At 54.3% G+C, this 20,035-nt stretch carries 16 protein-coding genes; 9 read left to right on the top strand and 7 right to left on the bottom strand.

The annotated features are described in order from the left end of the window. Positions 1–9 precede the first annotated feature (9 nt). From dapD to QEP11_RS05000, 5 genes are all read left to right on the top strand, one after another. Positions 10–843 (top strand): 2,3,4,5-tetrahydropyridine-2,6-dicarboxylate N-succinyltransferase, encoded by an 834-nt coding sequence (gene dapD / locus QEP11_RS05020; RefSeq protein ID WP_284335542.1) that lies wholly within the window; start codon positions 10–12, stop codon positions 841–843. Positions 844–965: 122 nt separating this feature from the next. Continuing rightward, positions 966–2,138: a PilT/PilU family type 4a pilus ATPase gene (locus QEP11_RS05015; protein WP_284335541.1), complete on the top strand. Its 1,173-nt coding sequence runs from the start codon at positions 966–968 to the stop codon at positions 2,136–2,138. 63 nt (positions 2,139–2,201) lie between these two features. Then, positions 2,202–3,389: a succinyl-diaminopimelate desuccinylase gene (gene dapE, locus QEP11_RS05010; protein WP_284335540.1), complete on the top strand. Its 1,188-nt coding sequence runs from the start codon at positions 2,202–2,204 to the stop codon at positions 3,387–3,389. After that, positions 3,386–4,315 carry a 50S ribosomal protein L3 N(5)-glutamine methyltransferase gene (prmB, locus tag QEP11_RS05005; RefSeq protein ID WP_284335539.1) on the top strand — a complete coding sequence of 310 codons (930 nt, stop codon included), beginning with the start codon at positions 3,386–3,388 and terminating at the stop codon, positions 4,313–4,315. Before dapE ends, prmB begins: the two co-directional genes overlap by 4 nt. A gap of 90 nt (positions 4,316–4,405) precedes the next feature. Continuing rightward, positions 4,406–6,391: an ATP-binding cassette domain-containing protein gene (locus tag QEP11_RS05000; RefSeq protein WP_284335538.1), complete on the top strand. Its 1,986-nt coding sequence runs from the start codon at positions 4,406–4,408 to the stop codon at positions 6,389–6,391. A 237-nt stretch (positions 6,392–6,628) separates the two neighbouring features. Here QEP11_RS05000 and QEP11_RS04995 read toward each other — a convergent pair whose 3' ends face one another. The 4 genes from QEP11_RS04995 to QEP11_RS04980 all read right to left on the bottom strand — a co-directional run bounded on the left by QEP11_RS04995 (position 6,629) and on the right by QEP11_RS04980 (position 11,923). Further along, positions 6,629–7,291 (bottom strand): LysE family translocator, encoded by a 663-nt coding sequence (locus QEP11_RS04995; RefSeq protein WP_284335537.1) that lies wholly within the window; start codon positions 7,289–7,291, stop codon positions 6,629–6,631. Between the two features lie 786 nt (positions 7,292–8,077). Continuing rightward, on the bottom strand, positions 8,078–8,815 hold the full coding sequence (phbB, locus tag QEP11_RS04990; protein ID WP_284335536.1) for an acetoacetyl-CoA reductase: 738 nt from the start codon (positions 8,813–8,815) through the stop codon (positions 8,078–8,080). Between the two features lie 129 nt (positions 8,816–8,944). Next, positions 8,945–10,123 (bottom strand): acetyl-CoA C-acetyltransferase, encoded by a 1,179-nt coding sequence (locus QEP11_RS04985; protein ID WP_284335535.1) that lies wholly within the window; start codon positions 10,121–10,123, stop codon positions 8,945–8,947. 105 nt (positions 10,124–10,228) lie between these two features. Then, positions 10,229–11,923, bottom strand: a complete 1,695-nt coding sequence (locus QEP11_RS04980; protein WP_284335534.1) for a PHA/PHB synthase family protein — start codon at positions 11,921–11,923, stop codon at positions 10,229–10,231. A gap of 179 nt (positions 11,924–12,102) precedes the next feature. Between QEP11_RS04980 and QEP11_RS04975 the strand changes: the two genes are divergently transcribed. Beyond that, positions 12,103–12,420, top strand: coding sequence for a hypothetical protein (locus QEP11_RS04975; RefSeq protein WP_284335533.1), 318 nt, complete (start codon positions 12,103–12,105; stop codon positions 12,418–12,420). On the opposite strand, the gene pgeF is transcribed toward QEP11_RS04975, so the two are convergent. Beyond that, on the bottom strand, positions 12,340–13,176 hold the full coding sequence (gene pgeF / locus QEP11_RS04970; protein ID WP_284335532.1) for a peptidoglycan editing factor PgeF: 837 nt from the start codon (positions 13,174–13,176) through the stop codon (positions 12,340–12,342). The two genes, QEP11_RS04975 and pgeF, sit on opposite strands and share 81 nt — an antisense overlap. A gap of 77 nt (positions 13,177–13,253) precedes the next feature. Between pgeF and QEP11_RS04965 the strand changes: the two genes are divergently transcribed. From QEP11_RS04965 to QEP11_RS04955, 3 genes are all read left to right on the top strand, one after another. Beyond that, positions 13,254–13,952: a fumarylacetoacetate hydrolase family protein gene (locus QEP11_RS04965; RefSeq protein WP_284335531.1), complete on the top strand. Its 699-nt coding sequence runs from the start codon at positions 13,254–13,256 to the stop codon at positions 13,950–13,952. Between the two features lie 14 nt (positions 13,953–13,966). Then, complete coding sequence (locus tag QEP11_RS04960; RefSeq protein WP_284335530.1) at positions 13,967–14,518, top strand: NUDIX hydrolase; 552 nt, start codon at positions 13,967–13,969, stop codon at positions 14,516–14,518. A gap of 95 nt (positions 14,519–14,613) precedes the next feature. Then, positions 14,614–17,199 (top strand): chemotaxis protein CheW, encoded by a 2,586-nt coding sequence (locus tag QEP11_RS04955; protein ID WP_284335529.1) that lies wholly within the window; start codon positions 14,614–14,616, stop codon positions 17,197–17,199. On the opposite strand, the gene QEP11_RS04950 is transcribed toward QEP11_RS04955, so the two are convergent. Together QEP11_RS04950 and icd are read right to left on the bottom strand one after the other, a co-directional pair. Beyond that, the gene (locus QEP11_RS04950) at positions 17,196–18,623 is read right to left on the bottom strand and encodes an MFS transporter (RefSeq protein ID WP_284335528.1); all 1,428 of its coding nucleotides are present in this window, start codon (positions 18,621–18,623) and stop codon (positions 17,196–17,198) included. The genes QEP11_RS04955 and QEP11_RS04950 overlap by 4 nt on opposite strands. Before the next feature lie 98 nt (positions 18,624–18,721). Beyond that, positions 18,722–19,981 carry an NADP-dependent isocitrate dehydrogenase gene (gene icd / locus QEP11_RS04945; protein WP_284335527.1) on the bottom strand — a complete coding sequence of 420 codons (1,260 nt, stop codon included), beginning with the start codon at positions 19,979–19,981 and terminating at the stop codon, positions 18,722–18,724. Positions 19,982–20,035 lie beyond the last annotated feature (54 nt).

The following is a 20,035-nucleotide window of genomic DNA, read 5'->3' as shown; positions in this document are numbered from 1 at the left end:
ATCACTGTTATGACCCAACAACTGCAGCAAATCATCGACCAAGCCTGGGAAAACCGTGCGGAAATCTCCGCCAAGGCTGCGCCCAAGGAAGTGGTTGAGGCTGTTGAGTTCGCACTCAACGCATTGAACAATGGCACATTGCGAGTTGCTTCTCGCGAAGGCGTAGGTCAATGGACTGTTCATCAGTGGCTCAAAAAAGCGGTGCTCCTGTCCTTCCGCCTCAATGACAACAAGCTGATCTCATCTGGCGACCTGAATTTCTTCGACAAAGTCCCCACAAAGTACGAAGGCATGACGGAAACCGAAATCGCCGCGACTGGTGTGCGCGTGGTGCCCCCTGCCGTGGCCCGCCGTGGCTCCTTCATTGCCAGGGGCGCCATTTTGATGCCTTCTTACGTGAACATTGGCGCTTATGTGGATGAAGGCACCATGGTCGACACCTGGGCCACTGTGGGCTCATGCGCACAAGTTGGCAAAAACGTTCACCTCTCTGGCGGCGTGGGCCTGGGTGGCGTGCTCGAGCCTCTTCAAGCCAATCCAACCATCATCGAAGATAACTGTTTCATCGGCGCGCGCTCTGAAGTGGTCGAGGGCGTTATCGTCGAAGAGAACTCCGTGATCTCCATGGGTGTGTATATCGGTCAGTCCACACCTATCTTCAACCGTGAGACTGGCGAGATCACTTATGGTCGCGTGCCTGCTGGTTCGGTGGTGGTTTCTGGCAATCTGCCCAAGAAGACCAAAGACGGCAAGGACTACTCCATGTACGCCGCCATCATTGTGAAAACCGTGGATGCCAAGACCCGCTCGACAACGAGCCTGAACGATCTGCTGCGCGATTGATAACCAGTTGATTCACCTCTGATGCCGGACAAATTGTCCGGCTTTTTTTTGCTTCTTTTTGCGGCAGACTTGCCAAAGCGAGGGATTCGCGAGTTTTCAAACACTACAACAAGGTTTAGCGCATGAGCATGATGCAACGCATTCTGCGTTTGATGGCTGAGAAAAAAGCATCTGACGTTTACCTGTCTGCCAATTCGCCTGCACTGATCAAAATAGATGGTGAATGCATCCCCATCAACAACCAGTTGCTGCCTCCCGATGCACCGCGCGCATTGCTTTCCGAAGTAGTGTCCCCCCAGGCCATGGAATCATTGCTTGAATCCGGTGAGCTCAATCTGGCAGTTCCACTCAAAGGTGTGGGTCGCTTTCGTATCAGTGCCATGCGCCAACGCGGCTCTATTGCAGTGGTGGTTCGATTTATTTCCCAGCAGGTACCGATGCTCAAGGATCTAAACCTTCCTCCCATTCTGGAAAGTTTGATCTTGCAAAAGCGTGGACTGATCTTGGTTGTCGGTGCTACAGGTTCAGGCAAAAGCACCACGCTCGCTGCAATGATTGACCATCGCAACGAACACAAATCCGGCCACATACTCACGATTGAAGACCCTATCGAGTTCCAGTTCCGCAACAAGCGCTCCATTGTCAACCAGCGTGAGGTGGGCAGCGATACGCAATCACTGCAGGTTGCACTGAAAAATGCACTGCGGCAATCACCAGATGTGATCTTGATTGGTGAGATCCGTGATCGAGAAACCATGTCAGCAGCCATTTCGTATTCACAATCCGGCCACCTGGTCTTAGCCACTCTGCACGGCAACAACAGTTACCACGCACTCAACCGTATTTTGAGTTTCTACCCTGTGGAGGTTCGCGCCACCATGCTGGGAGATTTGTCCTCGTCACTCAAATCAATCGTCACTCAGCGCTTGCTGCGCACTCCCTCTGGACATCGCGTCCCTGCCGTGGAAGTGCTTCTCAACACCAAGCTGGTATCCGAACTGATAGAGAAAGGCGACTTCTCCGGTGTGAGCGACAGCATGGAAAAGTCCATGGCCCAAGGCTCGCAAACCTTTGAAGAAGCCCTGGCAGAGCTCATCAGCAATGGCACAATTGACCGTGATGAAGGCTTGGCCAATGCAGACTCTCCCACCAACTTGATGTGGCGCCTGCAAAATGCGCCTCAAAGCATCGCTCCGGTCAAGACTGTGCAAGCAGCATCACCAGCGATTCAAGAGCTCATACCGGCCCTGCCTGAGTTTGGCGAAATGTTGCTGAACACTGGCCCTAAAACATAAAACCCCAGGTGCAGACCTGGGGGTCGGCTGCACCGAGCGTGCAGCCCCACTTGGATTTCTCTCATGTCTCGCACCCTGCAACTGGCTGAGCAACTGATCAGCCGCCCCTCCATCACACCAGAAGACGCGGGTTGTCTGGAACTGCTCGCAGAGCGTTTGGGCACATTGGGCTTCCAATGCGAACGCATGGACGGCGGCCCGGACACATTTCGGGTACACAATCTCTGGGCCGTACGCCGCACCGGGCAAGCCAGCGCCAAAACCCTGATATTTGCCGGCCACACGGATGTGGTGCCCACTGGGCCTGCCGCTCAATGGTCACATCCGCCTTTTACACCGACCTACCATGACGGCAAGCTGTTTGGTCGCGGTGCCAGCGACATGAAGACTTCAATTGCCGCCTTTGTGGTTGCCGTGGAGGAGTTCCTGGCAGAAAACCGAGAAACACCACTGGATATTGCTTTCTTGCTGACCAGCGATGAAGAAGGCCCCGGGCATGATGGCACCAAAATTGTGGTGCAAGCATTACAAGCGCGCCAAGAGCCCATGGACTGGTGCATTGTGGGTGAGCCCACTGCTGTCAAACAAACCGGAGACATGATCAAAAATGGCCGTCGAGGCTCTCTCGGCGGCCGCCTGACCGTGGAAGGCGTTCAGGGCCATATTGCATATCCGCAGCTGGCACGCAACCCCATTCACCAAGCCCTTCCGGCGCTGACCGAATTGGCCAGTATCGAGTGGGACAAGGGCAACGACTTTTTTCCACCCACCAGCTGGCAAATCAGCAATATTCACGGTGGCACCGGAGCGTCCAATGTAATACCTGGTGAAGTCGTGATTGACTTCAACTTCCGCTACAGCTCGGAAAACACGGCAGAAAGCCTGAAACAGCGGGTCAAATCGGTATTGGACAAGCACGCCCTGGAATACGACCTGACCTGGAGTCTGTCTGGAGAACCCTTTTTGACCACGCCCGGTGACCTCGTGGAGGCAGCGCAACAAGCCATCCGCGCTGAAACGGGCCTGGAGACCGAGTTATCCACCACCGGCGGCACCAGCGATGGCCGTTTCATTGCCAAGGTCTGCTCACAAGTGATTGAGCTGGGCCCTCCCAATGCCACCATCCACAAAATTGACGAGCATATCTTTGTCGCTGATGTGGAGCCACTGAAAAACATCTACCGCCGCATGCTGGTCAACCTGCATACACGCTTGCAAACCTCCAACCTAGAACAAGGTGCAGCAGCATGAGCCATGCTTACACCCTCCCCCATGGCTGCACTGTTGGTGAGCTGATTGCAAGCGGTACCCAATGCCTGGAACAGGCAGGCGTAGGCTTTGGGCATGGCACTGCAAATGCCGAAGAAGAAGCCATCTGGCTGGTGCTGTGGAAGCTGGATTTGCCTATTGATGCCCCTTTGGGCAATGAAGAAGAGTCTGTGGAAAACCAAGCCGTGACACCTGAACAGCAAGCTCAGGTTGCCAGGCTTTTCAAAGAACGTATAGACACACGCAAACCTGCGGCCTATCTCACCAATGAAGCATGGCTCATGGGTGTGCCGTTCTACATTGATGAGCGCTCCATTGTGCCGCGCAGTTTTATTGCGGAATTGTTGGCTGATGGAAGCATTGACCACTTTCTCTCGGACAAAACCAAGAACGTACTGGATCTGTGCACCGGCAATGGCTCTCTGGCCTGCTTGGCTGCCATGGCCTACCCCGAAGTTCATGTGACCGGAGGAGACTTATCCACCGATGCACTGGCCGTAGCTCGCATCAATGTAGACAAACACGGCCTGCAAGACCGTGTCACCTTGGTAGAGACCGATGGGTTGTCCAAAGTCCCAGGCCCCTGGGATCTGATTTTGTGCAACCCTCCGTATGTGAACGCTGACAGCATGTCCAAACTTCCTGCCGAATATCTGGCAGAGCCTGCACTGGCTCTTGCCGGTGGTATGGATGGCATGGACTTCATACGCCAACTGTTTGCCGATGCCCCTGCATGCATGAATGATGATGCAGTCCTGGTTCTGGAAATCGGCAATGAACGCCCTTTCTTTGAAGCCGCATTCCCCGAAATGCTGGTCTACTGGCTGGACACCAGCGTGGGCGAAGACGCCGTGTTGCTGGTCACCAAGCAGGAGCTGCTCGCCCAAGCCCAACGCACGGCACAATAACCCGCTGGATGCTGTGAGGCCTCACCCTATCTGATTTTTTACCCGCACGATGGGCAACCTCTGCGGGTGTGCTTTTTTCTTAGACAGTCGATGATTACCCTGAAAAACGTCACCCTGCGCCGCGGCACCAAAGTAGTGCTCGACAGCGTCAATGCCACCATCAACCCCGGCGAGCATGTCGGCTTGGTTGGCCGTAACGGGGCTGGCAAATCATCACTGTTCGCATTGCTGAACGGCACGCTGCACGAAGACAGTGGTGACTTTTTCATTCCTCCGACATGGCGCATGGCACAGGTTGCCCAGCACATGCCTGAAACCGAAGAATCAGCCACCCAGTTCGTGCTGGATGGCGATACCCGACTGTCGGAAGTACAAGCACGCCTACAAGCTGCCGAAACCTCTGGTGATGGCATGGCGATTGCCCAAGCCCATGCCGACTTGCAAGATGCAGGCGCCCACGATGCCACTGCACGCGCGCAGGCATTGATTCTGGGTCTGGGCTTCAAGACCAGTGAATTGGAACACCCGGTCAACAGCTTCTCTGGTGGCTGGCGCATGCGCCTTCAACTGGCCCGTGCGCTGATGTGCCCCTCCGACTTGCTGCTCTTGGACGAACCCACCAACCACCTGGACTTGGATGCACTGGTCTGGCTGGAAGCGTGGCTCAACCGCTATCCCGGCACCATGATTGTGATCTCGCACGACCGAGAGTTTCTGGATGCAGTGACCAGTGTCACACTGAACCTTGCGAGCGGCCAGATCACACGTTACGGTGGCAACTACAGCAAATTTGAAGAGCTGCATGCCCAGCATTTGGAACTACAGCAATCAGCTTTCGACAAGCAGCAAGACAAGATTGCACACCTGCAAAAGTTCATTGACCGCTTCAAAGCCAAAGCTACGAAGGCCAAGCAGGCGCAAAGCCGCATGAAGCAGATTGAACGCATGGAAAAAGTGGCCCCCGTGCTGGCAGATGCTGAGTTCACCTTCGAATTCAAAGAACCTAACAACCTGCCCAATCCCATGCTGGCAATTTCCGATGCCAGCTTTGGTTACAAGGATGAAGCCGGCAATGAAACCGTGATCTTGCGTGGTGTGAACCGCTCTGTGCTTGCCGGCCAGCGTATCGGTATCCTGGGTGCCAATGGCCAGGGCAAATCGACTCTGGTCAAAACCATTGCACGCACAATGGGCGCGCTGGCAGGCAAGATCACCGAAGGCAAGGGGCTGAACATAGGTTACTTTGCCCAGCAGGAACTGGACGTGCTACGCCCCGACGAAAATCCGCTGCAACATATGACGCGCCTTGCCAAGGATCTGGGTGCTGATGCGCCAGCTGCCAGCCGCGAGCAAGATTTGCGCAACTGGTTAGGCACTTTCAACTTCAGCGGTGACATGGTCAAGCAAACCGTTGGAAGCATGAGTGGCGGAGAAAAAGCCCGCTTGGTGCTAGCCATGATCGTCTGGCAGCGCCCCAACCTGTTGCTGTTGGACGAGCCCACCAACCACCTGGATCTTGCAACTCGGGAAGCGTTGGCCATGGCCATCAATGACTTTGACGGTACGGTGATGCTGGTCTCGCACGACCGCCACCTGTTGCGTGCCGTGTGCGAGGACTTCTGGATGGTCGGGCGTGGCGTTGTGGGGCCATTCGATGGCGACCTGGACGACTACCAGCGCTACCTGCTGGATGAGTCCAAGCGCTTGCGCGAAGAAGCCAAGCAAGCCCAATTGCAGCAGGTAGTCATTCATTCACCTGTTTCAACACAAGCAGCTCCAGTTGTCGATCAGCGAGAAGCCCGCAAACTTGCTGCAGCAGCACGCCAGCAACTCAGCGAAAAAACCAGGCCTTTAAAAAAGGAACTGGAACAGGTTGATAAAAAGATGGCAGCGCTGTCTACAGAAAGAGCGCAACTGGAAGAAAAGCTGGCAACACCAATTCCCCCCGCAGAAATTGCCGAAGCAGGTAAGCGCCTGAAAATTGTGGGCGATGAGCTGGATATGCTGGAAGAGCGTTGGTTGGAGTTGAGCGAGGAAATCGAGCAGCTTTCACAAGCTGCAGGCTTGATCAGCTAGGCCTCTGCTATCTGCTATCTGCTATCTGCTATCTGCTATCTGCTATCTGCTATCTGCTATCTGCTATCTGCTATCTGCTATCTGCTATCTGCTATCTGCTATCTGCTATCTGCTATCTGCTATCTCCAATTTTCAAGCGCAGCAATATCTGCCCCAGCCCAGATCGCCCACAAGAGGCCCAACTGACTTGCTCGCTGTTCGATAAAACGAACAGCGAGGTGCGCGTATTCGCTACGCTCAGCGGTTAGATGCCGCCAGTGCACCACCGGCAGCAATGAATGCGCCGCCTGTCACACGCTGAAACCAGCGGCCCACACCACCACGTCCCATACGCGCAATGACTTTGGAACCACAGACGGCATAAGCAAACATGATGGTGCCATCCAGCATCATCCAGGTCACGCCCAGGATGATCAGTTGCGCAGCAATCGCCTCGGCAGGATTCATGAACTGAGGGAACAAGGCGCTGAAAAACAGTAGGTCTTTCGGATTGCCAATACCCACCATGAAGCCTTTACGGTAAAGCTGCTTCCAGGTGGTACCAGACACTGCTCCCGCAGAAGGCTCCGGCAATGAAGCCACCACAATGTCGACCTCGTCAGGCTCAGCTCTCTCAGGCTTGCTGCGCCAAGTGCTGATCCCCAAATACACCAGATAGGCAGCGCCTGCCCATTTGATTGCATGAAACAAAGTATCAGATGCTGCAATCACTGCACCCAGACCAAGCGCAGAGAGCAACATCAAAGTCATTGAGGCAGTAATCCCTCCGACGATGGTCGCCACAGTCTTACGCGCTCCATGGCTGACTCCATGTGAAACACAAAGTAACGCCGATGGACCTGGCGAAACGATCACCGCAGTCGCCAAAGACACATATAGAAGCCACAAATCCCAAGACATGCCAAGCACTCCATCCACACTGCAAGCGGGCTGATTCCAAAGCTGCAAAACACTTCATTCTAGGCAATTAGATACGGTCTCTTGACCCGCAGAACAGCCCCATAAAAACCGTGCATTTTTTTACTTTTGACTGTCAACGTTGTTCAGATCCGTCACGTTGTTTCTCTTACATAAGGAGAACATCCCCATGAAAACCATCTCTGTTCTGACTGTTTGGCCTGAAGATGAGCGCGACCGCAAACGCGCTCCTGTCCGCATCTAAGCCCAAGCAAAAAAATTTGGAAGTTCTGTCAACCAATGTTTCACGAGCAGCGTTGAAGAACACACAAGGAACTGATACCACCATGAATACCATCTTTTCTATTTGGCCTGAAGACGAACGTGATCGCAAACGCACCCCCCTGCTCGCCTGAATTTTTTAGCTGCTAGCTTCTGCTGGCAGCCACTGAGCCCGCTCACCTTTAGGCGGGCTTTGTTTTTAAGAACTTCTTATACGGATACAGCTTTGAACAATTCATGCAGACGCTTGCACATCCAGCGTCAACGCATATGGCAAAGCAATCGTTGAAGAAGCAAAGGAGTGAAAGCTATGCAAACCCAAGCAATTTTTTCTGTCTGGCCTGAAGACGAACGCGATCGCAAACGCGCACCTTCTCGTCTGTAAATGCAGGCTCTGCAATATGGATGGCAGAGCAGTGAAACTTCAGACGGTCTTTGAATAAACCTTCACCCTGTAAAAAAGCCCGCTTTTGCGGGCTTTTTACATCCAGCGCTGACACAAGCCGCTTAATGCATGTGCAATCCACCATTCACAGAGAAATCTGCTCCTGTTGAATAGCCACCTTCCTGAGATGCCAACCACGACACGATGGAAGCGATCTCCTTGGGCTCACCCAGTCGTTTCACAGGAATTGTGCCTACGATCTTGTCCAACACATCTTGGCGAATGGCCCTGACCATGTCAGTGCCAATATAGCCAGGACTGACCGTATTCACCGTCACTCCTTTGCTCGCCAACTCTTGCGCCAAAGCCATAGTGAAACCATGCATGCCTGCTTTGGCTGCCGAGTAGTTGGTCTGACCAGCTTGACCTTTGGCACCGTTAACCGAACTGATGTTGATGATGCGGCCCCAGCCTTTTTCCACCATGTCGCCTACCACCTGCTTGGTGACGTTGAACATGGAGTTCAGGTTGGTTTCGATCACTGCCTGCCAATCCTCGGGCGTCATCTTCAGGAACATGCGATCTCGCGTGATCCCCGCGTTGTTGACCAATACGTCAATAGCGCCATGGGTCTGTTTGGCTTGGCCAAAAGCTTCCACCGTTGAATCCCACTCACCTACATTACCCACGGAGGCGTGGAAAACGTAGCCCAGTGCTTTTTGCTCGTCAAGCCACTTTTGATAGTCACGGGTAGGGCCGCAACCCGCAATCACTTTGAAACCATCATCGTGAAGCCGCTGGCAAATAGCGGTACCAATTCCGCCCATTCCCCCTGTGACATATGCAATTTTCTGAGTCATTCACTATCTCCTGATGTAATTGCTCTAATTGAATCTATTTAAAAGACTCTACGTTAAAGGCAGCTCTTCCACGATGTGGTGAACCCTTGGAGACATGCATACAACCACGGCTGCATGCATGCCATGCACTCAGCGCTCTACCGCCAGCGCCACCCCCATACCACCGCCGATACACAATGCCGCCACGCCCTTTTTGGCATCACGACGCTGCATTTCATGCAGCAAGGTCACCAAAACACGGCAACCTGACGCCCCAATGGGGTGTCCAATAGCAATCGCTCCACCATTGACATTGACCTTGGCAGCGTCAATCTCCAACACCTTGTTGACAGCACAAGCCTGGGCAGCAAACGCTTCGTTGAGTTCAAACAAATCCACATCAGCCACTTGCCAGCCCGCGCGATCCAACGCTTTACGAGTAGCAAAAACAGGGCCCATACCCATGGTGGCAGGATCCAGGCCGCTGGTTGCATAGGCCTTGATAGTTGCCAATGGCGTCAGTCCCATGGCTTTGGCTTTGGACGCCGACATCACCACGACCGCAGCTGCGCCGTCGTTGATGCCCGAAGCGTTCCCCGCCGTCACCGAGCCTGACTTGTCAAAAGCTGGTCTCAGCCCTCCCAGCGCTTCCAGACTGGTCTTGCGATTGATGTACTCGTCAGCATCAAACACTACAGGCTCACCTTTGCGCTGTGGAATCACCACAGGAACGATTTCGTCCTTGAACTTGCCTGCATCCTGGGCCGCTGCCGCTTTTTGCTGGCTACCAATCGCCAGCTCATCTTGCTGTAAACGCGAGATTTCGTTTTCTCTGGCCACATTTTCTGCCGTGATGCCCATGTGGTACTGGTTGTAAACGTCCCACAGACCATCAACGATCATGGTGTCCTGCATTTTCCAGTCACCCATGCGCTGACCATCGCGTGAGCCGTTCAGCACATGGGGCGACAAGCTCATATTCTCTTGACCACCGGCAACCACAATTTCGCTATCACCTGTAGCAACAGCCTGTGCTGCCAGCATGACCGCTTTCAGACCTGAGCCACAAACCGCATTGATGGTCAGCGCTGGGGTTTCTTTGGCTACCCCTGCCTTCATCATGGCTTGACGTGCCGGATTCTGACCAACGCCAGCAGCAAGTACCTGCCCCATAATGACCTCGCCCACCTGATCATGCCCCACCTTGGCGCGTTGCAGTGCTTCCTTGATCACAATTGCCCCCAGGTCGACGGCAGGCACCTTTGCCAAGCTTCCCCCGAATTTACCCACTGGGGTACGTACTGCTGAAACAATGACGATGTCTTCCATGTTCTATCTCCCTCGTAGTTAACTGGATGGTTTACAGCGCAGGTTCTCTGTGTAACCTCACCTTGCCGTTGTAAAAGTAAAAGCGAATATGTCCTTTATGCCCGGCTATGCCTTTTGCCGCACGTAGCGCCCTGGTGCATCCTCGATGGCCTTGTATGTGCTGCCCTTGCCATAGCGTTTAGGCGCTGCAATTTTTTTGCCAGCATGACCACTGAGCCATTGCGACCAGTCATCCCACCAACTGCCAGGCAATTCGTCGGCCCCCTGCAACCACTGCAAGTGCGTTGCAGGAAGTGCACCGTCAGGACGAATCCAGTGACTGCGTTTTTTCTTGGCAGGAGGATTGATCACTCCTGCAATATGACCGGACGCGCCCATGACGTAGCGCTTTTCACCTGCCAGGACCTGGGTTGCCGCATACGAAGCTGTGATCGGCACAATGTGATCCTCGCGCGAACCATAGATGTACAAAGGCAGATCAACTGCTCCCACATCAACAGCCTGACCGCACACAGTCAACTGTCCAGGTTTCACCAGATTGTTCTCAAGGTACATATTGCGCAAGTACCAGGCATACCACGGTCCGGGTAAATTGGTTGCGTCGCTGTTCCAGTAAAGCAAATCAAAAGGTGGCGGTGTTTCACCTTTCAAATAATTGCCCACCACATAATTCCAGACCAACTCGTTTGGGCGCAGAAAGCTAAAGGTGGAGGCCAGCTCCTGACCTTTGAGCAGGCCGCTCTTGCCCATTTGCAACTCTCGCATCTGGACAAAAGCCTCATCGATAAAGACATCCAGAACACCTGTGTCGCTGAAATCAACCAATGTCGTCAGCAAGGTGGCACTGGCAACGGGATGTACATTCCGGGCCGCCAATACAGCCAAAGCTGTAGTCAGCATGGTGCCGCCCACACAAAAACCCAATGTGTTGATCTGTTCAGTCGGGCCAATCTCCTGCGTCACCTCAATAGCGCGAATCACGGCATTTTCGATGTAGTCATCCCATGTCAGTTGCGCCATGGAGGCATCCGGATTGCGCCAGCTGACCACAAAAGTGCGGTGTCCCTGGCTGACAGCGTAGCGAATCAGAGAATTTTCAGGCTGCAAATCCAGGATGTAGTACTTGTTGATGCAAGGCGGCACGAGCAAGAAAGGCCGCTCATGCACCTTGGTGGTCAGCGGTTTGTATTCAATGAGTTGAAAAATTTCATTTTCATAGACTACGGCACCCTCAGTGGTCGCCACGTTTTTGCCCACCTCAAAGACGCGCTCATCCGTCATCGACACATGTCCCTGCTCCATGTCATGCAACAGGTTCTGAATGCCTTTGGCCAGACTTTCGCCTTTGGTATCAATCGCTTTTTGCTGGGCTTCAGGATTCAAGGCCAGATAGTTGCTGGGTGACATGGCAGCGACCCACTGCTCCACCGCAAAACGGATGCGCTGACGTGTTTTGGCATCCGCTTGAATGGCATCTGCCATGCCTGTCAGGGCTTTTGCATTGAGCAAATAGCTGGAAGCCGTCAAGGCAGCCAATGGATTGCTCTGCCAAGCGTCACCGCCAAAGCGCCTATCATTCAAGATAGGATTAGCTGTCAGCCCTTGAGACCACAACCTGGTTGCTGATTGCACATATTCCTGTTGCAAAGCTTGAAGCTTGGTGGCATCAAACTGCAAGGCAGTTGACTGCGCACCATCCGGCGAGGACTGAGGAAATGCAGCCAAGGCCTTGGCCCATTGTTCTGCAAAAAACTGTTGGAACAGCTGCGAATCAGGGTTCCCAAAAGGCGTTGAACTCATGCTTGTCTTCCTTATGGCTGGCAAACGCTGGGTGGCTTGCATCGTTATGCACCAATTGTTGCGTAGCAACATGATTGTGGCAATGCGGCAAAAGCCCATGGTCAGGGAAAGCTCAGCTTCATGACACGAATCAAGACTAATTAGTAGTTGCTCATCAGCAATTGAGGCACATTTCGAATATGTATTTGATTGTTATCGCTTGGTTTTATGTCACCGTAATGATGGCCGTTGCAGAGGCAAGCAGCCCGCAAGGCAGCATTCTGGGTGCCCTGATCACTTTCTCCTTGTATGGACTACTCCCTATGGGAATCCTGATCTATATCTTAGGAACACCTGAGCGGAAACGACGACTCAAGGCTCGTCGCGATGCTGAGCAGCGTGCCTATGACGCTGCACAAGCGGCGCAGACCTGTGCCTCAAACTTTCCAGATACAGGCGGCCATCCGCCCGGTAGTTCCCAAAGCAGCGGCATCGCGCCGGTGCGAGAAAAACTGTGAGGCATTTCGCACTGTGCACCATGGCGGGCTGCCGTCATTGCCATAGATTTGTGAAATACCCATTGCCTGTAAACGCCGACGCGCCAGCGCTGGCAGATTGGCCAACCACTTGCCTGAATGCTGAGGCGAAGGGACAAAACAGCTTTCCATTTGAGCTCCACCGCGGACAAAGGCCTCTCTCACGTCGGGCCCTACTTCAAACGCATCCGGGCCAATGCATGGACCCAGCCATACCTGGGTCTGCGCGGCCACATCGCTGCGCAACATTTCAGGCAAAGTGTTGACATAGGCTTGCCATGTCGCTTCAAGCACGCCATAACCGCTCAGCCCCGCCAAGCCTCTCCATCCGGCATGCGCTGCCGCCACAGCATGCCCTGACCGATGTGCAAAAAACACTGGCAGACAATCGGCCACCATGATGGTGCAAGCCACCCCAGGCGCACTGGTAACACAGGCATCGAAAGTCTGGCCCGCTAGAGCCTCGCGATCAAGCACCTGTACATCGCAGCCATGGACCTGCTGCAAAAACACCGTGTGCACCGCTGTGCCAGAGAGGTGGTCAATTACCGCCCGTAATGTCTGCCTATTGGCAGCCACATGCGCTGCATTGTCATGTACATGATCACCCAGATTCATCGTATCGAAGGGAGGCTGGCTACGCCCCCCTTCACGCGTGGTAAACAAGGCATGCACGCCGTCGATTGCGGGCCATGCGGGCTGCAGCCATTGCTGCGCGAGGAGCTTGGTATCAGTCACATGCGCAGCATAACCTGCAAAAATGACAACTGACTCGTGGCACACTTTGCGCATTCCAACCGCTTTGTCTGTTTGCCATGCAATTTGTGTTCACGCCTCCTGTCCAAGCTTCCGTCCCTGTCGTCGGCCATACCCAGCGTTTTCCCGTGCACCGCATCTATTGTGTCGGCCGCAACTACGCAGAACATGCCAAGGAGATGGGGTTTACAGGCCGTGAAGCCCCGTTCTTTTTCATGAAACCTGCCGATGCCATTTTGCCCGCAGAAGATGGCCAGACGGTGCGCATGCCCTACCCCGGCTTGACCCACAATCTGCACCACGAAATTGAGCTGGTGGTGGCTATTGGCAAAGGCGGCAAGAACATTGCTTCTGCACAAGCGATGGAACATATTTGGGGTTACGCTGTCGGCCTGGACATGACGCGCCGAGACCTGCAAGGCGAGATGAAGAAACAGGGCCGTCCCTGGTGCATTGGCAAGGCTTTTGAGCACAGTGCCCCCATCGGCGCCATCACTCCTGTAGCGCAAGCTGGCAATATAGAACAAGCACAAATATGGCTTCAAGTGAACCGCGAAGACCGCCAGCGAAGCAGTGTCGATCAGCTGATCTGGAACATTGCTGAAACAATCGAGCATCTCTCTCAAGCGTGGGAATTGAAGGCAGGTGATCTCATCATGACCGGCACTCCCGAAGGTGTGGGCGCCGTACAAACTGGTGATGTGCTTGAAGGTGGAATCACCGGTTTAAGCCCTCTGCGCGTGGAAATCACAGCTTAAGCTACGCTTCACCCATGAGTTTTCGCGCAACTATCAAGTTTTGCAATCAGTGCGGCAGCCCTGTGAACCATGTCATTCCCGATGATGGGGACACCCGCATGCGCGCTGTATGCCCTGCCTGCGCAACTGTGCACTACCAAAACCCGCTGAATGTGGTGGGCTGCATTCCAGTCATGGACGATGGGCGTATTTTGCTGTGCAAACGCAATATTGAGCCACGCTGGGGCAAATGGACATTGCCTGCAGGCTTCATGGAACTGGACGAGACCACGTCTGAAGGAGCCGCCCGCGAAACCGACGAAGAAGCTGGTGCAGACATTGAGATGGGTCGCCTCTTTTCAGTCATCAGTGTCCCGCGCGTAGGCCAGGTACATCTGTTTTATTGCGCGCGCTTGCGCAGCGATGTCCTCAACCCAGGACATGAGACTATCGAGGCGCGTTTGTTCGAAGCGCAAGACATTCCCTGGGATGAACTTGCGTTTCGAACGGTGAGCCTTACGCTGCAGCGTTATCTGGAAGATCGCGCAAGCGGCACACTACAAGTTCACAACATCGATTTGATATAAATTTTCCTGCAGGACTGGCCTGTCTCTTGCTAACAATGAGTTACAAGAGCGGTGCCTGCTTTGTGCATTCGCCGCTCTGTCACGCAGGGACAGACATGGCTTACCACGACGACATCCAGGTTGATACTTTGATCCCCTTTATGCGGGATGTAGGGCGCTGTGAGCGCTCCTTGCATGAGCTTAGCCTCATGTGGCGTTTGATTGAAGCATCCGCAAAAATGAATTGCGCGGAGGAAGCCCATGGCTTGCTGCCCATGATGGCTGCCACTCGTGAAGGCTTCCGGCGGCTGGAAAACGATCTGGTGCAATCGATGGTGGCGGAGGCTGTCACCGCAGTGATGACAGAAATCTCTACATGCGCGCACCATGTCATGGACATTGTTGTTCGCAACCTCTACGAGCGCACAGCTGACGTGGGCTTTCTGGCCTCCGACCAGACATTGAGCCGCTATGCAGCTGGACTGAGTGATCGCGAAGGTATTGTGGAGCGTCTGAAGGAATATCAGCGCAAATACAGTGTGTACGATGAAATCCTGCTCCTTGATGCGCAAGGTGCCGTCATCACTCACATAGATACCGCTTCCCCTGTCCAGCAGGTTCAGGATCCGCTGCTTGCGCATACGTTTCAAAGCAATAAGTTTGTCGAAACTTTTCGTGCCACTCCACTGAGGCCAGCGAAAGCACAAGCGCTGATCTACTCCCATCGCATGCTGCACCCAGAAACCGCCCAAGTCTGCGGCGTGCTCTGCCTGTCATTCGACTTTGAAAGTGAGATGCGCACGATCTTCTCCGGTAGTTCGGTGTCACATGGCCGCTATGTAGCCATGCTACTGGATGCTGACAACCGCATTCTGGCCAGCAGCGACGCACACTGGATGCCAACTGGCTCGGTGGTGCCAACCAACCAAAATGGTGCAGCACCAATGCACAATCACTCGGGTCGCACATATTTGGTGCAGACCGTCAAGGCAGTTGCCTATCAAGGCTATGCAGGCCCCTCTGGCTGGCAATGCCAGGTCATGATCCCCATCGAGCAGGCCTTTGGCACCAAAACAATGCACTGCACGAACATGCTGACGCCACGAATGGCCCAGGGATTGCTCAACCACGCGCCAAGCTTTTGCCCTCCACTGAGCAACATCATTCAGGCTGCACAAGCCATCCGCCGCGTTGTATGGAATGGTCAGGTCATGACGGCAGGCCAGCGTGGAAGCTCGAGCCGCCTCAAATCCGTATTGGAGGAAATCGGTGAGACCGGCGTCCGGACCAACGAAGTCTTTGCGCAATCGATTCGAAGCCTGTTTGACACCGTACTGAGCGCAAGCGTGAAAGACAGCCAAACACTCACACAGCTGCTGGTGGATTTGCTGGATCGCAACTTGTACGAGCGGGCCAATGACTGTCGCTGGTGGGCATTGTCCCCAGTACTGCGTCAACTGCTCACCGAGGCACATACCCAAGGCACGTCTACCGCTGCCTTGCAAGCGGAAGCTACGCAAGTGCTAGAACACATCAACAGCCTCTACACCGTTTACACACGGCTGATGGTCTATGACGCGCAGGGGCGCATTCTATGCGCGACAAACCCCGTGCTCCGCGACGGCAGCAACGTGCTGGATCAGCATATTGACAGCTCCACACTGCAAGCAGTCATGCAGTTGAGCAGCAGTCAGGATTACTACGTCAGCCCATGGAATCACACACACTCAGGAGCCGATCAGGCTACCTATATCTACCATGCGCCCATCCGCCAAGAAGGTGACGCTGCACACACCATCGGCGGTATTGCCATTGTGTTCAATGCGCAGTCCGAGATGCTTGCCATGCTATCCGGCGCACTGAATGGCAAACCAAAAACTCATTCAATGTATGTCAATCGGCAAGGTCTGGTGCTTGCCAGCACCGACCCGGCTATCCCAAGCGGAAGCACGCTGGAGCTACCCTGTCCGCAACTGCTGCAAGTCCAGGCAGGCGGCAGTGAGGCCGTGATCACCAGTTACCAGCAGCAGTATTGCATCCTTGGTGCCAGCGTCACCCGCGGATATCGGGAGTTCAAAACCACCGACGGTTATCGCGACGAAGTACTTGCAATTTCCGTGGAAAACTTTGGAACTGTTGACTCTCAGATAGAGATCGTGAATCCTGAAGAACACAAGATCATAAGCAGCAGCACCTCTACCAACCACTTGGAAGTGGCAACTTTCTACTTAGGTTCCCAGGTGTTTGCCCTGCCTGCCGAGTCCGTCTTGGAAGCACTGCCCGCATCCAGCATCAGCCCAGTCTCTGCAGACCGTTTGCCCTATTGCCTGGGCACACTCGCGCGGCATGCCCAAGGATTGCTGACCAGCTATGTATGGGTGTTTGATCTGCATGAGGTGCTGACTGGTAAGCGCAGTCACATTACAGCCCAAAGTCAGGTATTGGTTCTGCGACTGGGCACTCGCAAGCTTGGTGTCCTGGTGTGCGACTTGCATGGCGTACATGCTTTCGCACAAGACTCCATCATTCCAATGCCAAGCTTGCGTGATACCGAGCCATTGCTGATACAAACACTGATCAAGGCAAACCATGGCGCATTGCTGCTGCAATGCATTGATCCACAGTCTTTGCTTCAGATTCTGCAAACCCCGTCAGCACCCAGAACTACTGCGCCGCCACTGGATTGCGCTACGGTACTTTAATCTGCTTGCGTCAATCGCCTTACCGGTGTTTGGCGCAGTCCACTGAAACAGGCTGACAGCACGGCAAAACTGCCTGCCAGTACCAAAGCGCGCTGTTCTGCCATGCCTTCACTTCCAGGCCAAAGCACAAACGCCCCAGCCAGACACACAGCCCCCAGCCCCTGCCCCGTATGGCGTGCCGAACCCAGCATACCACTGGCTGCACCACTACGATGCACAGGCGCGGATGTGACTATGGTGTGATTATTGGGCGACTGGAACATGGCAAAACCCGCGCCACACAAGGCCATGCGCCATGCAATATTGCACATCCCCGCATCGAGCGGCAGCCAAGCCAGAGCCCATACCCCGCATGCAAACAGTCCCATACCTATCGCTCCCAGACGCCCCGCCGGGACGCGACCAATCAGACGTCCGACAATCGGCGCCACCACAGCCAAAGCCAAAGGCCATGCGCTGATCAGCAATCCAGCCTGGCCGGTGCTCAGGCCATGACTTTCAATCAGCAAAAAAGGCATGGCGAGGAAAGCGATAGTCTGCGCACTGAAAGCACTGATGGATGCTCCCATGGACAAGCGAAATACCGGTATCCGCAGCAAATCCAAAGGCAGCATGGGCTGTGCATCATGCTTTTGGCGTTTGACATAAATCACGCCTGAAAGCAGCCCCACGAGCAGCCAAAACAGCGCCCAACTCAAACCCTGCCCGGGTTGATAGTGACTAACGCGATCAAGCGCCAGAAAAATCGCCGCGAACATGGTGATATTGAGCAAAACATCCACCCACGACAGCCCCTTCGCATCCAAGGCATATTGCGGACGCGGCAAAGACTTCATACCCAGCCAGCACACCCACAATGCCACGGGCAAATGCAGGCAAAACAGCCATCGCCACCCCACCCAGGACAGCACCGCCGCCGCCACCACCGGCCCCATCACCGTGCTCAAAGCCACTATCATGGAGTTCAACGCCATCCCCTGGCCCAGCATGCTGCGCGGGTATATCAACCGTACCAATGCCGCATTCACACTGAGTGCGCCCGCCATGCCCATGCCCTGCAAGGCACGCGCCACAATCAGCCACGACAAAGACGGAGCCAGCGCAGCCATCACACTTGCCACGCCAAATACCAGCATGCCCCACAGATAGACGCGCTTGTAACCCAGGCGATCACCCAGCGCAGCCATGGGCAGTAGCAGCACCAGAGAAGCAATCTGGTTGGCATTGACCACCCACAAGGTATAAGCCGGGTCAATCTGCCACTGTCTGGCCATTTGTGGAAGCGCCAGATTCAGCATGGTGCCATCCAGCACACAAATCATGATGCCGCACAAAATGACCGCCATGGCCAGCTTACGCTGTCGGCCCTTCATGCCATCAGGCAAGGCTGTCTGGGACGGAGAAGCACTCTCTGAAACACTCATATTCAAAAACAATCTGCGCCAAAAATCACAGCGCTCATCCCCAAGACAAATAAAAAAACCCCGCAGCATGCGCGGGGTGATCGTAGCTATTGTCTACATCAAAGATGCTGAATCACCACTTGACCAAACCCTGAGCACGAAACCTGCGTGGCACCTTCCATCAGGCGTGCGAAGTCATAGGTGACTTTTTTACTCTGGATGGCTTTTTCCATCGCGGCGATGATGAGATCTGCGGCTTCAACCCACCCCATGTGCCTCAACATCATCTCTCCACACAAAATCATAGAGCCGGGGTTGACGTAGTCCTTGCCAGCATATTTAGGTGCCGTGCCATGCGTGGCCTCAAACACCGCCACAGAACCCGACATATTGGCTCCGGGTGCAATACCAATCCCCCCAACCTGGGCGGCAACAGCATCCGAGATGTAGTCGCCGTTGAGGTTCATGGTGGCAATCACGCTGTACTCGGCAGGACGCAACAGTACCTGCTGAAAGAAAGCATCGGTGATGCTGTCCTTGATGGTGATGCGTTTACCCGTCTTGGGATTCTTCAGCTCCACCCAGGGTCCGCCATCGACCAACTCGCCGCCAAACTCGGAAATCGCCAGGTCATAACCCCAGTCACGGAAGCTACCTTCCGTGTACTTCATGATGTTGCCCTTGTGCACCAGGGTCACCGAAGGCTTGTCGTGATCGATTGCATACTGGATAGCCTTGCGAACCAGACGCTCTGACCCCTCCTTGGACACCGGCTTGATGCCCAGACCCGAAGTTTCGGGAAAGCGAATCTTGTCCGTGCCGAGTTCGTCACGCAGAAATGCAATCAGCTTTTGGGCTTTTTCCGAGCCTGCCTCGAACTCGATCCCAGCATAAATGTCTTCCGAGTTTTCACGGAAGATGACCATATTGGTTTTCTCAGGCTCGCGCACCGGAGAAGGAACACCTTGGAAATAGCGTACAGGTCGAAGGCAGACATACAAATCCAGCTCCTGCCTCAACGCTACATTGAGCGAGCGAATACCACCGCCTACAGGTGTATTCAACGGCCCCTTGATGGACACTGCATAGTCCCGCACTGCCTGCAACGTCTCTGCAGGCAACCACATGTCCGGCCCATAGACCTGAGTGGATTTCTGGCCCGCATAGACCTCCATCCATTGGATCTGGCGCGCATCACCGTACGCTTTGGCCACTGCTGCATCCACCACCTTGCGCATCACTGGTGTGACATCCACACCAACCCCATCTCCTTCAATGAAAGGAATAATGGGCTGCGCGGGCACGTTCAAGGACATGTCCGCATTAACGGTTATCTTCTTGCCTTGTGCGGGGATTTGAATGTGGGTGCTTTTGCTCATGGGTACGCGGTCTCCTGACTCCAAAGCCTATGCCGTTTGAATGGATAACGGTGT

Origin of the sequence: Comamonas halotolerans, assembly GCF_030162935.1 — a bacterium.
GTDB lineage: Bacteria > Pseudomonadota > Gammaproteobacteria > Burkholderiales > Burkholderiaceae_C > Comamonas > Comamonas halotolerans.
This window is presented reverse-complemented; position numbering and strand designations above follow the sequence as displayed.